The sequence below is a fragment of the Salmonella sp. 741265055_HSA genome (assembly GCF_046569525.1).
Lineage (GTDB): Bacteria > Pseudomonadota > Gammaproteobacteria > Enterobacterales > Enterobacteriaceae > Salmonella > Salmonella enterica.
The window spans coordinates 55,326-69,695 of the sequence record NZ_JBKFSQ010000027.1 but is presented as its reverse complement, the minus strand read 5'-3'; the positions used below and the strand labels follow the sequence as shown (position 1 = coordinate 69,695).

Below are 14,370 nucleotides of genomic sequence, written 5' to 3'. Positions count from 1 at the left end.
AACAGTCTGAGCAACTCCGTCACCATGCTCACCGACGATGCCCTGTTGTGGGATGCAGCCTCTGGCGCATTCAACGCTAACCGCAACGGAAGCGCCAGCAAAATCATTAATGTCGCCGCCGGTGACCTTTCTGAAGACAGTACAGACGCGGTGAACGGCTCCCAGTTGTACGAAACCAACCAGAAGGTGGATCAAAACACCTCTGCTATCGCAGATATTAATACGTCCATCACTAACCTTAGCTCTGACAACCTGAGCTGGAATGAGACAACGAGTTCGTTCTCTGCCAGCCACGGAAGTAGTACGACAAACAAAATTACCAACGTTGCCGCCGGGGAGCTGTCTGAAGGAAGTACCGACGCCGTTAACGGATCGCAGCTGTTCGAAACTAATGAAAAAGTGGATCAGAACACGACCGATATCGCCGCCAATACTACCAACATCACTCAGAACAGCACCGCGATTGAGAACCTGAATACTTCTGTCTCCGACATTAATACGTCCATTACCGGCCTCACTGATAACGCTCTGTTATGGGACGAAGACATCGGCGCTTTCAGCGCAAACCACAGTGGAAGCACCAGTAAAATAACCAATGTCGCCGCCGGGGCGCTTTCTGAGGACAGTACAGACGCAGTAAACGGCTCACAGTTGTATGAAACCAACCAGAAGGTAGATCAAAACACCTCTGCTATCGCAGATATCAATACGTCCATCACCAATCTTGGTGCCGATGCACTGAGCTGGGATGACGAAGAGAGTGCGTTCAGCGCCAGCCACGGTACCAGCGGTACCAATAAGATAACCAATGTAGCAGCAGGTGAAATCGCCAGTGACAGTACTGACGCCGTTAATGGCTCTCAGCTCTATGAAACTAACATGCTGATTTCTCAGTATAATGAGTCTATTAGCCAACTAGCCGGCGATACCAGCGAAACCTATATCACGGAAAATGGTACTGGCGTGAAATACATCCGTACGAATGATAGCGGGCTTGAAGGCCAGGATGCATACGCAACGGGTAACGGCGCAACGGCAGTGGGTTACAACGCCGTCGCATCCGGTGCTTCGAGTCTGGCGCTTGGAGAGAACAGCAGCAGCAGCATTGATGGCAGCATCGCTTTGGGCAGTGGCTCCACCTCTAACCGCGCTATTTCATCAGGTATACGAGCAACGAGCGTAACAAGCGATGGCGTCGTCATTGGCTACAATACAACAGACAGAGAGTTGCTGGGCGCATTGTCATTGGGGACGGATGGAGTAAGCTATCGTCAAATTACCAACGTTGCGGACGGCTCTGAAGCGCAAGATGCGGTAACAGTTCGTCAGTTACAAAATGCCATTGGTGCGGTCGCCACTACACCGACCAAGTACTACCACGCAAACTCAACGGAAGAAGATTCACTGGCTGTCGGGACTGACTCACTGGCAATGGGTGCGAAAACCATCGTCAATGCTGATGCAGGTATTGGTATTGGTCTGAATACACTGGTGATGGCTGATGCCATCAACGGTATTGCTATCGGTTCTAACGCACGCGCCAACCATGCAAACAGTATTGCAATGGGTAATGGTTCTCAGACCACTCGCGGCGCACAGACTGACTACACCGCCTACAACATGGACGCACCGCAGAACTCTGTCGGTGAGTTCTCTGTCGGCAGTGAAGACGGTCAACGTCAGATCACTAACGTCGCGGCGGGTTCGGCAGACACCGATGCCGTAAACGTTAGTCAATTGAAAGTCACCGACAGCCGTGTTGCCGCAAATACCGAAAGTATCAATAACCTGAACACGCAGGTGAGTAGTCTTGATACCCGCGTCACCAATATCGAAAACTCTGTCGGCGATATTGTCACTACCGGTAGCACCAAGTACTTCAAGACCAACACCGATGGCGTAGATGCTAATGCGCAGGGTAAAGACAGTGTTGCGATTGGCTCTGGCTCTATTGCTGCCGCTGAAAACAGCGTAGCGTTAGGCACAAATTCAGTCGCAGATGAAGCTAATACTGTGTCTGTCGGCTCTTCTACCCAACAACGCCGTATTACCAACGTTGCCGCAGGGGTGAACAACACTGACGCGGTTAATGTGGCGCAACTGAAAGCTTCAGAAGCAGGCTCCGTTCGTTATGAAACCAATGCAGATGGCTCGGTTAACTATAGCGTGCTCAACCTGGGAGACGGGAGTGGCGGTACTACTCGGATCGGCAATGTTTCAGCGGCGGTGAACGATACGGATGCGGTTAACTATGCGCAATTGAAACGCAGCGTCGAAGAAGCAAACACCTATACCGACCAGAAAATGGGTGAAATGAACAGCAAAATCAAAGGCGTAGAAAACAAGATGAGCGGCGGTATCGCCTCAGCGATGGCCATGGCCGGTCTGCCACAAGCCTACGCCCCAGGCGCCAACATGACTTCGATTGCTGGCGGTACATTTAATGGTGAAAGTGCCGTCGCCATTGGTATCTCCATGGTAAGTGAAAGCGGGGGCTGGGTGTATAAATTGCAAGGAACCAGTAACAGCCAGGGTGATTACTCTGCAGCTATTGGCGCTGGCTTCCAGTGGTAATGGAGTAACAATACTCCCGACATCAAAGGCAATGGCATAATGCCATTGCCTTTTCACTTCCCTTTGTTGTCTTCACCCCTTAATTGGCCCTACCAATTCCCGCTGAATCCGGCCACATGTTCACATTTCATTAAATTACCCCTACAATACCGTTGCCAATAAATAACATTTAGTTAACTATTTGTTGTCATTATCCATACACAACAATATTGGCAGGACCACTTTTACACATAATGTGACCCCAACGAGATGAGCAAAGATTCATCCCATTATGCGTGTGGTTCTCAGGAGACCTGCAATGAACCTCTGGCAACAAAACTATGACCCGGCGGGTAATATCTGGCTTTCCAGCCTGATCGCATCACTCCCAATCCTGTTCTTCTTTTTCGCCCTGATTAAACTCAAGCTGAAAGGCTACGTTGCCGCTTCGTGGACGGTCGTTATCGCGCTCGCCGTCGCGCTGCTGTTCTATAAAATGCCGGTCGATCACGCGCTGGCATCGGTCGTGTATGGCTTCTTCTACGGGCTATGGCCGATTGCCTGGATAATCATCGCCGCGGTCTTCGTCTATAAAATTTCGGTAAAGACCGGGCAGTTTGACATTATCCGCTCGTCAATTCTGTCGATTACCCCCGATCAACGTCTGCAAATGCTGATTGTCGGCTTCTGCTTCGGCGCGTTCCTTGAAGGCGCGGCGGGTTTCGGCGCGCCGGTGGCGATAACCGCCGCGCTGCTGGTGGGTCTGGGCTTTAATCCGCTGTATGCGGCAGGGCTGTGCCTGATTGTAAACACCGCGCCAGTCGCCTTTGGCGCGATGGGTATTCCGATTCTGGTTGCCGGACAGGTTACGGGCCTGGACAGCTTTGAAATCGGTCAGATGGTAGGCCGCCAGTTGCCATTCCTGACCATTATCGTGCTGTTCTGGATTATGGCGATTATGGACGGCTGGCGCGGCGTGAAAGAAACCTGGCCTGCGGTAATGGTCTCTGGCGGTTCATTTGCTATCGCCCAGTATCTCAGCTCCAACTTTATCGGGCCGGAACTGCCGGACATTATCTCTTCTCTGGTGTCTCTGGTGTGTCTGACGCTGTTCCTCAAACGTTGGCAGCCGGTACGCATCTTCCGCTTCGGCGATATGGGCGCGTCGCAGGTCGATCAGACGCTGGCCCGTACCCGCTATACGACAGGACAAATTGTTCGCGCCTGGTCGCCGTTCCTGTTCCTGACCGCCACGGTCACTCTCTGGAGCATACCGCCGTTCAAAGCGCTGTTTGCCCCCGGCGGCGCGCTGTATGACTGGGTAATTAACGTTCCGGTACCGTATCTCGATAAACTGGTCGCCCGTATGCCGCCAGTCGTACACGAAGCGACCGCTTACGCGGCGGTGTATAAATTTGACTGGTTCTCCGCCACCGGCACAGCGATCCTGTTTGCCGCGCTGTTGTCTATCGTCTGGCTGAAAATGAAACCCTCAGCCGCAATCCAGACCTTTGGCAGCACGCTGAAAGAGCTGGCGTTGCCGATTTACTCCATCGGCATGGTGCTGGCGTTCGCGTTTATCTCGAACTATTCCGGGCTTTCTTCCACGCTGGCGTTAGCGCTGGCGCACACCGGCAGCGCCTTCACGTTCTTCTCGCCGTTCCTCGGCTGGCTGGGCGTCTTCCTGACCGGGTCCGACACCTCATCTAACGCGCTGTTTGCCTCTCTACAGGCTACCGCGGCGCAGCAAATCGGCGTCTCTGATGTGCTGATGGTGGCGGCGAATACCACTGGAGGCGTAACCGGGAAGATGATCTCGCCACAGTCTATCGCCATCGCCTGCGCGGCGGTGGGACTGGTAGGGAAAGAGTCCGATCTGTTCCGTTTTACCGTCAAACACAGCCTGATCTTCACCTGTATGGTGGGCGTGATCACTACGCTTCAGGCCTATGTTTTAACCTGGATGATTCCGTGATTGTGATGCCAAAACGCCTGTCAGACGAGATTGCCTCTCGCGTGCGAGCGCTGATTGAAGAACAAAACCTGGAAGCGGGCATGAAATTGCCCGCCGAGCGCCAGTTGGCTCTACAGCTTGGCGTATCACGCAACTCTTTACGCGAAGCGCTGGCGAAGCTGGTCAGCGAAGGCGTGCTGGTGAGTCGTCGCGGCGGCGGGACATTTGTCCGCTGGCAGCACGAAACCTGGTCTGAACAGAATATCGTGCAACCGCTGAAAATGCTGATGGCAAACGATCCGGACTACAGTTTCGATATTCTGGAAGCCCGCCACGCCATTGAAGCCAGTACCGCCTGGCACGCCGCCATGCGTGCCACCGCCGCCGACAAAGAGAAAATCAGACTCTGCTTTGATGCGACGCTCAGCGAAGACCCGGATCTCGCCTCCCAGGCCGACGTGCGCTTTCATCTGGCGATCGCGGAAGCCTCGCACAATGTGGTGCTATTGCAAACCATGCGCGGTTTCTTCGACGTCCTGCAATCCTCCGTCAAACAGAGTCGCCAGCGTATGTATCTCGTTCCGCCCGTATTCTCAAAACTGACGGAACAACACCAGGCGGTGATGGACGCCATTCTGGACGGTGACGCCGACGGCGCACGTAAAGCGATGATGGCACACCTCAGTTTTGTCCACACCACGATTAAACGATTTGATGAAGACCAGGCCCGCCAGGCGCGTATTACCCGCCTGCCCGGCGACCATAATGAGATGACCAGGGAGAATAAATCATGATTATTTCAGCAGCCAGCGATTATCGCGCCGCAGCTCAGCGCACACTGCCTCCTTTCCTCTTCCACTACATCGACGGCGGCGCGTATGCGGAATATACCCTGCGCCGAAATGTGGAAGACCTGTCGCAGGTCGCCCTGCGCCAGCGCGTGCTGAAAAATATGTCCGATTTAAGCCTCGAAACGACCCTGTTTAACGAAACGTTGTCGATGCCGGTGGCATTAGCGCCGGTAGGTCTGTGCGGCATGTACGCCCGTCGCGGCGAAGTACAGGCCGCCGCCGCCGCAGACGCAAAGGGCATTCCGTTCACCCTTTCCACCGTCTCCGTCTGTCCGATTGAAGAAGTTGCACCAACCATTCAGCGCCCGATGTGGTTCCAGCTTTATGTACTGCGTGACCGGGGCTTTATGCGCAACGCGCTTGAACGTGCGAAAGCGGCGGGCTGCTCCACGCTGGTCTTTACCGTCGATATGCCAACGCCGGGCGCGCGCTACCGTGACGCCCACTCCGGGATGAGCGGCCCAAACGCGGCCATGCGCCGTTACTGGCAGGCGGTGATGCACCCTAAATGGGCGTGGGATGTCGGCCTGAACGGTCGCCCGCATGATTTAGGCAATATTTCCGCCTATCTGGGTAAACCGACCGGCCTTGAGGACTATATCGGCTGGCTGGCAAATAACTTCGATCCGTCCATCTCCTGGAAAGATCTGGAATGGATACGCGAATTCTGGGACGGCCCAATGGTGATCAAAGGGATCCTCGATCCAGAAGATGCCCGCGATGCGGTACGTTTCGGCGCTGACGGTATCGTGGTGTCGAATCACGGCGGCCGCCAGCTCGATGGCGTGCTCTCTTCCGCCCGCGCCCTGCCCGCCATTGCCGATGCGGTGAAAGGCGATATCGCCATTCTGGCAGATAGCGGGATTCGTAACGGGCTGGATGTCGTGCGTATGATTGCGTTGGGGGCCGATACCGTACTGCTGGGTCGGGCCTATCTCTACGCGCTGGCGACGGCAGGAAAAGCGGGTGTCGCCAATCTGCTGGACCTGATCGAGAAAGAGATGAAAGTCGCCATGACCCTGACCGGCGCGAAATCCATTAGCGAAATCAGTGGCGATTCACTGGTGCAGGAACTGGGGAAAAGTTTGCCCGCCGCGCTGGCGCCAATGAGCAAAGGCGATGCCGCCTGAACGCCTGGCGCGTGAGAGCCCGGTAAATTTCTGCTATTCTGCCCCCCGCATTTAAGGGGGCATCATGCTTAACATCGTACTCTTCGAACCAGAAATCCCGCCGAATACCGGCAACATCATTCGTCTTTGCGCCAATACCGGCTTTCGTCTGCACATCATCGAACCGATGGGGTTTACCTGGGATGATAAGCGCTTACGCCGCGCAGGGCTGGACTATCACGAATTCGCCGCGGTTCAGCGCCATCACGATTATGCCGCTTTTGTCGCCGCTGAAAATCCGCAGCGCCTGTTTGCGTTGACGACAAAGGGCACGCCCGCCCATAGCGCCGTAAGCTATCAGGATGGCGATTATTTGATGTTTGGCCCGGAAACGCGCGGCCTGCCCGCCAGCATTCTCGATACGTTGCCTAAAGAGCAGAAGATTCGCATTCCGATGATGCCGGATAGCCGTAGCATGAACCTGTCGAATGCGGTGTCGGTGGTGGTGTATGAAGCATGGCGCCAGTTAGGATACTCCGGCGCGGTGTTGCGATCGTAATATATTCAATGCCGGATGGCGGCTGACGCCTGATCCGGCCTGGCCGATCCCGATGGCATGTTCCCGTTTATGCGGACTCTCGCTCAATCAAATGAAAGCCAATATCCACAATAGCTTCTGCGCACGGTTTCTGTTCAATACGATCGGCCAACAGCGTAGCGGCGCGCTGGCCAATGGCGCGTCTGTCAACGCTTACGGTAGTAATTGATGGTCGATTGCTGGCGGCAAAATCAAGGTCGCCAAAACCAATAACCGCTAAATCATGCGGAATGCGCAAACCACGGCTTTCCGCCTCCATCATCGCCCCCTGTGCCAGGGTATCAGAACTGCAAACAATGACATCAAACGTCCCTTCGTCAAAAAGCTGGCTTAAACCGCTGCGCCCCAGCGAAAGCGATGCCGGAAGGGGGACATCTACCTGCGGTACGGCATGAATAGCGTGGCGTTGAAGAACACTACATAACCCCTGCTTACGTTGCGCGGCTCGGCGATCGGCGGTCCACAACAAGCCGGGACGACGATAGCCCTTACTCAGAAGATACTCCCCCGTCGCCTGCCCGACTTTTTCATGGGAAAAACCGACCAGCATATCAAGCGGTGTGGGCGTTAAGTCCCAAATTTCCACCACCGGAATAGCCGCGTTCAGGATGACCTTTTTCAGTTCTATCGTGTGATGGATCCCGGTAAGCACCACGCCATCGGGGCGGCGGGAAAGCAGTGTCGCCACCAATTCCGCTTCCGTTTGTTCGGTATATCCCGCCACGCACAGCAATATGTGATATCCGCGTCGGGCCAGTTCATCGCTCAGCGACTGGATGGTATCGACAAACATGTTGTTGTTAATTTGCGGCACGACGACAGCGATTAATTTACTCCGTCGCGACGCCAGACCACCGGCTAACGCGTTGGGTATGTAGCCTGTGACGCGAACCGCCTGCATGACTTTCTCAACCGTTTTGGGGCGAACCAGTTGTGGCGAATTCAATGCCCGGCTGACTGTCATCGGAGACAGCCCGGCGCTACGTGCTACATCTTCCAGCGTTGGCGCACGAGGTGATTTGGTTCTCTTCACGTCTGATGCCCCTGCAAAGATTGGCTGATTTATCCGCGCATTATTCATCATGCCTGCGGCTATTGCCAGCTTCGCATCAGGAAAGGCCGTAAATACAGTAGCTTATCAAGCTCAGCCATTACAAAATGATAGCGCCATCATTTTGTATTATGCATTTCCCCAGATATTTTTGGATCGTGATCTATTTTGCAATAAATCCTGCTTTTTATGCGACATATGTGATCAAATGTTCAAATCAACATCAACTTTCTGGATCCTGCGTTCGCTTAATAATAAAAATGTTAGCGCAATCATTTTGTGTTTATCAGGAGAAAAAAAATGGCTTTAAGCGCGAATTCCGACGCCGTGATGTATGCAAAAGCGGCGAATACCAGAACCGTGGCAGAAACCAGCGATCGTATCGAATGGGTGAAGCTATCACTGGCTTTTCTACCGCTGGCGACGCCAGTGAGTGACGCGAAGGTACTGACCGGTCGCCAGAAACCTTTGACCGAAGTGGCAATCATCATTGCCGAAATCCGCAGTCGCGACGGCTTTGAGGGCGTTGGTTTTAGCTACTCCAAACGTGCTGGCGGCCAGGGTATTTATGCTCACGCCAAAGAGATAGCCGACAATCTACTGGGCGAAGATCCCAATGATATCGACAAAATATACACTAAGCTGCTGTGGGCCGGAGCCTCAGTGGGGCGTAGCGGGATGGCGGTACAGGCTATCTCCCCTATCGATATCGCCTTATGGGATATGAAGGCTAAACGTGCCGGTCTGCCACTGGCAAAACTGTTGGGCGCGCACCGCGACTCCGTTCAGTGTTACAACACCTCAGGGGGGTTCTTGCATACACCGCTCGATCAAGTGCTGAAAAATGTGGTGATTTCCCGCGAAAATGGCATTGGCGGTATTAAGTTGAAAGTCGGACAACCCAACTGCGCTGAGGATATTCGCCGCTTAACCGCAGTACGTGAAGCGCTTGGGGATGAGTTCCCGTTAATGGTTGACGCTAACCAGCAGTGGGATCGCGAAACGGCTATCCGCATGGGGCGTAAAATGGAACAGTTCAATCTTATCTGGATCGAAGAACCATTAGATGCTTACGACATCGAAGGCCACGCCCAGCTTGCTGCCGCGCTGGATACGCCTATCGCCACCGGGGAAATGCTGACCAGTTTCCGGGAACACGAGCAGTTGATTCTGGGCAATGCCAGTGATTTCGTTCAGCCAGATGCGCCGCGTGTCGGCGGTATCTCTCCGTTCCTGAAGATTATGGATCTGGCGGCGAAACACGGGCGTAAACTGGCGCCGCACTTTGCGATGGAAGTACACCTGCACCTTTCCGCAGCGTATCCCCTGGAGCCGTGGCTGGAACATTTCGAGTGGCTGAATCCATTATTCAACGAGCAACTTGAGCTGCGCGATGGCCGCATGTGGATTTCCGATCGTCATGGTCTGGGTTTCACGCTCAGTGAACAAGCGCGCCGCTGGACACAATTAACATGTGAATTTGGCAAACGCCCTTAACCCGACTGGCGGGAATCCGTCCCGCCTCTCTTACCTTACAGGATGCATTCTGCCCTTATCTGAGGAGTAGATAATGAACACAATAATAAAGCGCACAAAAGTGCGTCATACCATTCTTATATTTTTATTTCTTGCTACCGTATTTAATTATGCGGATCGCGCAACTCTATCCGTAGTTGCCCCAATAATGAGTAAAGAATTAGGTTTTGATCCGGAAGCGATGGGCCTGGCCTTCTCCTCATTTGGTATTGCCTATGTCATTATGCAACTCCCCGGTGGTTGGCTATTAGACCGCTACGGTTCACGACTGGTTTACGGTTGCGCATTGATTGGCTGGTCGTTAGTAACCATGTTTCAGGGAACGATCTATTTGTATGGCAGCCCATTAATTGTACTGGTTATTCTACGTCTGCTGATGGGCGCGATTGAAGCGCCTGCCTTTCCGGCGAACAGTCGTTTAAGCGTACAATGGTTTCCCAATAATGAACGAGGTTTCGTTACTTCAGTTTATCAGGCTGCACAATATATCTCGCTGGGCATTATCACCCCGCTAATGACGATCATTCTGCATAATTTAAGCTGGCATTTTGTCTTCTATTATATTGGCGCTATTGGTGTGATGCTCGGTATATTCTGGTTAATGAAAGTCAAAGATCCGATGCACCATCCAAAAGTTAATCAAGCGGAAATTGACTATATTCGTAGCGGTGGTGGCGAGCCCTCTCTGGGCTGTAAAAAGGAGCCGCAGAAAATAACGTTCGCGCAGATTAAAACCGTCTGTGTTAACCGGATGATGATCGGTGTTTACATCGGGCAATTCTGCGTCACCTCTATCACCTGGTTCTTCCTGACCTGGTTCCCGACCTACCTGTACCAGGCGAAAGGCATGTCGATTCTGAAAGTCGGTTTTGTGGCCAGTATTCCAGCCATTGCCGGTTTTATTGGCGGCCTGCTCGGCGGCGTGTTCTCCGACTGGCTGCTCAAACGCGGCTATAGCCTTACCGTCGCGCGGAAGCTGCCTGTTATCTGCGGTATGTTGCTCTCTTGCGTAATTGTGATCGCCAACTACACCTCTTCAGAATTTGTGGTCATTGCGGCGATGAGTCTGGCCTTTTTTGCCAAAGGGTTTGGTAACCTGGGCTGGTGCGTACTCAGCGACACCTCGCCGAAGGAAGTTCTGGGTATTGCCGGCGGCGTATTTAACATGTGCGGCAATATGGCAAGCATCGTTACGCCGCTGGTCATCGGCGTGATTCTTGCCAATACTCAGTCGTTCGACTTTGCCATTTTATACGTTGGCTCGATGGGACTTATTGGTCTCATTTCATATCTGTTTATCGTCGGCCCGCTGGATCGCATCACGCTGACATCATCCGCAGCCTGATTATCCACATTGCGAATTCTTCGCTCCGCTGTTCCGGGATTGCACTCCATCGGAACAGCGTTTTTTAGTTGTACCGCGCAATTCAGATGCCGTCGCCATACTCAAACGTATGGTGTAGCCCGTTGAAATGCTGGTCCATATCCATCGACGGCTTATCGCTGCCCGGCTTGCCGACAATACGTGCCGGAACGCCTGCGGCGGTAGTGTGCGGCGGGACAGGCTGTAAAACGACGGAACCTGCGCCAATTTTCGCGCCGCGCCCCACCTCGATATTGCCGAGAATTTTCGCGCCCGCGCCAATCATCACACCTTCGCGGATTTTAGGATGGCGATCGCCGCTCGTTTTCCCGGTACCGCCCAGGGTAACGGATTGCAGAATCGACACATCATCTTCAATAACCGCCGTCTCCCCCACCACAATACCGGTGGCATGGTCGAGCATAATCCCGCGGCCAATTTTCGCTGCCGGGTGAATATCCACCTGAAACGAGACCGAAACCTGATTTTGCAGGAAGATAGCCAGCGCGCGACGACCTTTATTCCACAACCAGTGACCAATGCGGTAGGCCTGTAGCGCATGAAAGCCTTTCAGATATAACAGCGGCGTGGAGTATTTATCCACCGCCGGATCGCGAGTGCGCACGGCCTGAATATCGCACGCTGCCGACGCGATCATTTCCGGGTCGGCGGCATAGGCTTCTTCAACTACTTCACGGATAGCGATAGCGGGCATGATGGGCGACGCCAGTTTATTTGCCAGCATATAGCTCAGCGCACTGCCCAGATTTTCATGCTTGAGTAGAGTGGCGTGATAAAAACTGGCCAACATAGGCTCACAGTCAGCTAAAGCGCGGGCTTCAGCTTTAATATTCTTCCAGACGATTTCCAGTTCTTCACACGGCATGGCTTACTCCAGACGGGCAGAAAACGACCAACCCGTTCTGTGCGGGTTGGGTCGTTTATGCAAACAGTTCCTTACGGCTAGTGGCGACTCAGCTCTTCCTTGCGGGCGCGACCTAATAACGTTAATGCTGCCTCGCGCGCGTTTTTTCCGCAATACAATACTTGATAAATTTCCTCGGTTATTGGCATTTCAACACCAAAACGGTGCGCCAATTCACGAACTTCTTTCGTATTGCGATAGCCTTCGACCACCTGGCCAATCTTATCCTGCGCGCCTTTAACGTCCATGCCCTGGCCAAGCATCATGCCAAAACGACGGTTGCGCGACTGGTTGTCGGTACAGGTCAGCACCAGATCGCCTAAGCCCGCCATCCCCATAAAGGTGGCGGGATCGGCGCCAAGCGCTGCGCCAAGCCGCGACATTTCGGTCAGTCCACGCGTGATTAGCGCCGTGCGGGCGTTCGCGCCGAAGCCGATGCCGTCAGACATCCCCGCGCCAATCGCAATCACGTTTTTCACCGCGCCGCCAAGCTGCACGCCGATAAAATCCGCATTGATATAGACGCGAAAACTTTTTCCGCAGTGCAACAGTTGCTGGAGATCGTCGGCAAAGGTCTCATCGGTTGAGGCCAGCGAGATTGCCGTCGGCAAACCCGCCGCCAGCTCTTTAGCGAACGTCGGACCGGAAATCACCGCCAGCGGGATTTGATCGCCTAACGCCTCGCGAGCGACATCCTGCAACAGGCGCCCCGTTTCCGCTTCCAGGCCTTTGGTCGCCCATACCAGACGCGCATCCGGACGCATCAGCGGTTTAATCTGCCGCAGCACGTCGCTGAAAACATGGCTTGGCACCACCACCAGAATGTTACGACTGGCCGCCAGCGCAGTTGCTAAGTCGCTTTCCAGGTGTAACGTATCGGGAAAAGGCACATCGGGAAGGAACGCGACGTTGCAGCGATCGTGCTCCAGGGTCGCGATATGTTTTGGGTCGTGGCCCCACAGGACAACCTGGTGGCCGTTTCTCGCCAGAGTGATAGCAAGAGCGGTGCCGTACGAGCCGGCACCGATGACTGTCATTGACGCATTACTTTGGTTCATCAGGCATCCTGATGTTCTTCAGTACCTTCGCCAGCCTGCTGCTGCAAATAGTTCATGAACAGCGCATCAAAATTGACCGGCGCAAGGTTCAGTTGCGGGAACGTACCGCGTGAAACCAGGCTGGTGATGCACTCGCGAGCATACGGGAACAGAATGTTCGGGCAGTATGCGCCCAGGCAATGCGCCATCTGAGTACCTTCAATACCGCTGATGGAGAAAATACCGGCCTGCTGAACTTCGCACAGGAACGCGGTTTCTTCCCCCAGGGAAGCCGTTACGGTAACACGCAGCACAACTTCATAAACGTCATCCGCCAGTTGGGAAGATGCCGTATCAAGATCCAGTTTAACCTCTGGCTGCCAATCTTTCTGGAAAACATGCGGTGCGTTTGGCGCTTCGAAAGAAACATCCTTGGTATAGATACGTTGGATCTGGAAAGCCATTTCAGTGTTATTTTGTTCTGACATGTGTAAAACCCTTTAGTGTTGTCCTTAAATACTTGAGTACGCCTTAACGCAACAGCGGATCCAGTCCACCACGCGCATCCAGCGCATACAAGTCGTCACAACCGCCAATGTGCTGTGCATCAATAAAAATTTGCGGAACCGTCGTTCGGCCACTACGTTTGATCATCTCTTCACGCTTCACGGCGTCGCCGTCAATCGCAATTTCCTGGAAACTCACGCCCTTGCTGTTTAACAGCGCCTTTGCACGATGGCAAAACGGGCAGGTTGCTTTGGTGTAGATTTCAATATTGGCCATGACTTCGCTCCTGTTTTTTACCCGATGGATTTCATGTCGACGCAAGGGCAAGTCATTCCCCTTACGTCATGAAAACGACGGGTAATCACTTACCGCGCACCAGAGGCAGATTCTCGCCGCTCCAGCCTGCTACGCCTTCTTTCAACACAAAGACCTTTTCAAAGCCGGCTTTTGTCAGCGCGTTAGCGGATTCCTGGCACTGCATACCAGAACCGTCGACCACGATAATCGGCTTGTCTTTGTGCTTTTCCAGTTCGCCAACATTGTTGGCTTTGATTTCGCTCGGCAGCAAATTGGTCGCGCCAGCGATATGGCCTTTACGGAAATCGTCACGTTGACGTAAATCCACAACAACGGCGTCCTCTTTGTTGATAAGGCGCGTGGCTTCGCCGCGTGTAATCACCTTAACTTTTGAAGTCAGACCTTTGAACGTGGTAAATAAAACCGCCACCAGTAACGCAATCCAGGCGATACTCAGTATGGGATGACGGCCAACAAATTGCATAATTTCTTGCATGGGGGGTAACAACTCCCGACGTAGTGATTAAAAAACCAGGAAAGGAGTATACCTGCGCAGTGGCGCAAATACAGCCAGAGCGTGCACTGGAAT

At 53.5% G+C, this 14,370-nt stretch carries 12 protein-coding genes and 1 pseudogene; 7 read left to right on the top strand and 6 right to left on the bottom strand.

Annotated features, from left to right (window positions below; all coding sequences use genetic code 11):
• The 5 genes and pseudogenes from sadA to trmL all read left to right on the top strand — a co-directional run.
• A pseudogene (gene sadA, locus ACLD4K_RS15535) lies at positions 1-2,574 on the top strand (trimeric autotransporter adhesin SadA); the annotation flags it as partial.
• A 298-nt stretch (positions 2,575-2,872) separates the two neighbouring features.
• A complete protein-coding gene (gene lldP / locus ACLD4K_RS15530) occupies positions 2,873-4,528 on the top strand; it encodes an L-lactate permease (RefSeq protein WP_001055308.1) in 1,656 nt (551 codons plus the stop codon).
• Entirely contained in the window at positions 4,525-5,301 is a 777-nt protein-coding gene (gene lldR, locus ACLD4K_RS15525; RefSeq protein WP_411012114.1) for a transcriptional regulator LldR, read from the top strand. The genes lldP and lldR overlap by 4 nt, the downstream gene beginning before the upstream one ends.
• Positions 5,298-6,488: an FMN-dependent L-lactate dehydrogenase LldD gene (gene lldD, locus ACLD4K_RS15520; RefSeq protein ID WP_080151174.1), complete on the top strand. Its 1,191-nt coding sequence runs from the start codon at positions 5,298-5,300 to the stop codon at positions 6,486-6,488. The genes lldR and lldD overlap by 4 nt, the downstream gene beginning before the upstream one ends.
• Positions 6,489-6,552: 64 nt before the next feature.
• Positions 6,553-7,026: a tRNA (uridine(34)/cytosine(34)/5-carboxymethylaminomethyluridine(34)-2'-O)-methyltransferase TrmL gene (trmL, locus tag ACLD4K_RS15515; protein WP_411012113.1), complete on the top strand. Its 474-nt coding sequence runs from the start codon at positions 6,553-6,555 to the stop codon at positions 7,024-7,026.
• 67 nt (positions 7,027-7,093) lie between these two features.
• Here trmL and ACLD4K_RS15510 read toward each other — a convergent pair whose 3' ends face one another.
• Positions 7,094-8,098 (bottom strand): LacI family DNA-binding transcriptional regulator, encoded by a 1,005-nt coding sequence (locus ACLD4K_RS15510; protein WP_001537635.1) that lies wholly within the window; start codon positions 8,096-8,098, stop codon positions 7,094-7,096.
• A gap of 318 nt (positions 8,099-8,416) precedes the next feature.
• Between ACLD4K_RS15510 and ACLD4K_RS15505 the strand changes: the two genes are divergently transcribed.
• Both ACLD4K_RS15505 and ACLD4K_RS15500 read left to right on the top strand, forming a co-directional pair.
• Complete coding sequence (locus tag ACLD4K_RS15505) at positions 8,417-9,613, top strand: L-talarate/galactarate dehydratase (protein ID WP_411012112.1); 1,197 nt, start codon at positions 8,417-8,419, stop codon at positions 9,611-9,613.
• A 73-nt stretch (positions 9,614-9,686) separates the two neighbouring features.
• Positions 9,687-10,997 (top strand): MFS transporter, encoded by a 1,311-nt coding sequence (locus ACLD4K_RS15500; RefSeq protein ID WP_001092104.1) that lies wholly within the window; start codon positions 9,687-9,689, stop codon positions 10,995-10,997.
• An 82-nt stretch (positions 10,998-11,079) separates the two neighbouring features.
• On the opposite strand, the gene cysE is transcribed toward ACLD4K_RS15500, so the two are convergent.
• The 5 genes from cysE to ACLD4K_RS15475 form a co-directional block, all read right to left on the bottom strand.
• Complete coding sequence (gene cysE / locus ACLD4K_RS15495) at positions 11,080-11,901, bottom strand: serine O-acetyltransferase (RefSeq protein WP_001112114.1); 822 nt, start codon at positions 11,899-11,901, stop codon at positions 11,080-11,082.
• 77 nt (positions 11,902-11,978) lie between these two features.
• A complete protein-coding gene (gpsA, locus tag ACLD4K_RS15490) occupies positions 11,979-12,998 on the bottom strand; it encodes an NAD(P)H-dependent glycerol-3-phosphate dehydrogenase (RefSeq protein WP_001076596.1) in 1,020 nt (339 codons plus the stop codon).
• On the bottom strand, positions 12,998-13,465 hold the full coding sequence (gene secB / locus ACLD4K_RS15485) for a protein-export chaperone SecB (RefSeq protein WP_000003370.1): 468 nt from the start codon (positions 13,463-13,465) through the stop codon (positions 12,998-13,000). The genes gpsA and secB overlap by 1 nt, the downstream gene beginning before the upstream one ends.
• A 43-nt stretch (positions 13,466-13,508) precedes the next feature.
• Positions 13,509-13,760, bottom strand: coding sequence for a glutaredoxin 3 (gene grxC, locus ACLD4K_RS15480; RefSeq protein ID WP_001273795.1), 252 nt, complete (start codon positions 13,758-13,760; stop codon positions 13,509-13,511).
• A gap of 85 nt (positions 13,761-13,845) precedes the next feature.
• On the bottom strand, positions 13,846-14,277 hold the full coding sequence (locus ACLD4K_RS15475; protein WP_001156179.1) for a rhodanese-like domain-containing protein: 432 nt from the start codon (positions 14,275-14,277) through the stop codon (positions 13,846-13,848).
• Positions 14,278-14,370: the final 93 nt, after the last annotated feature.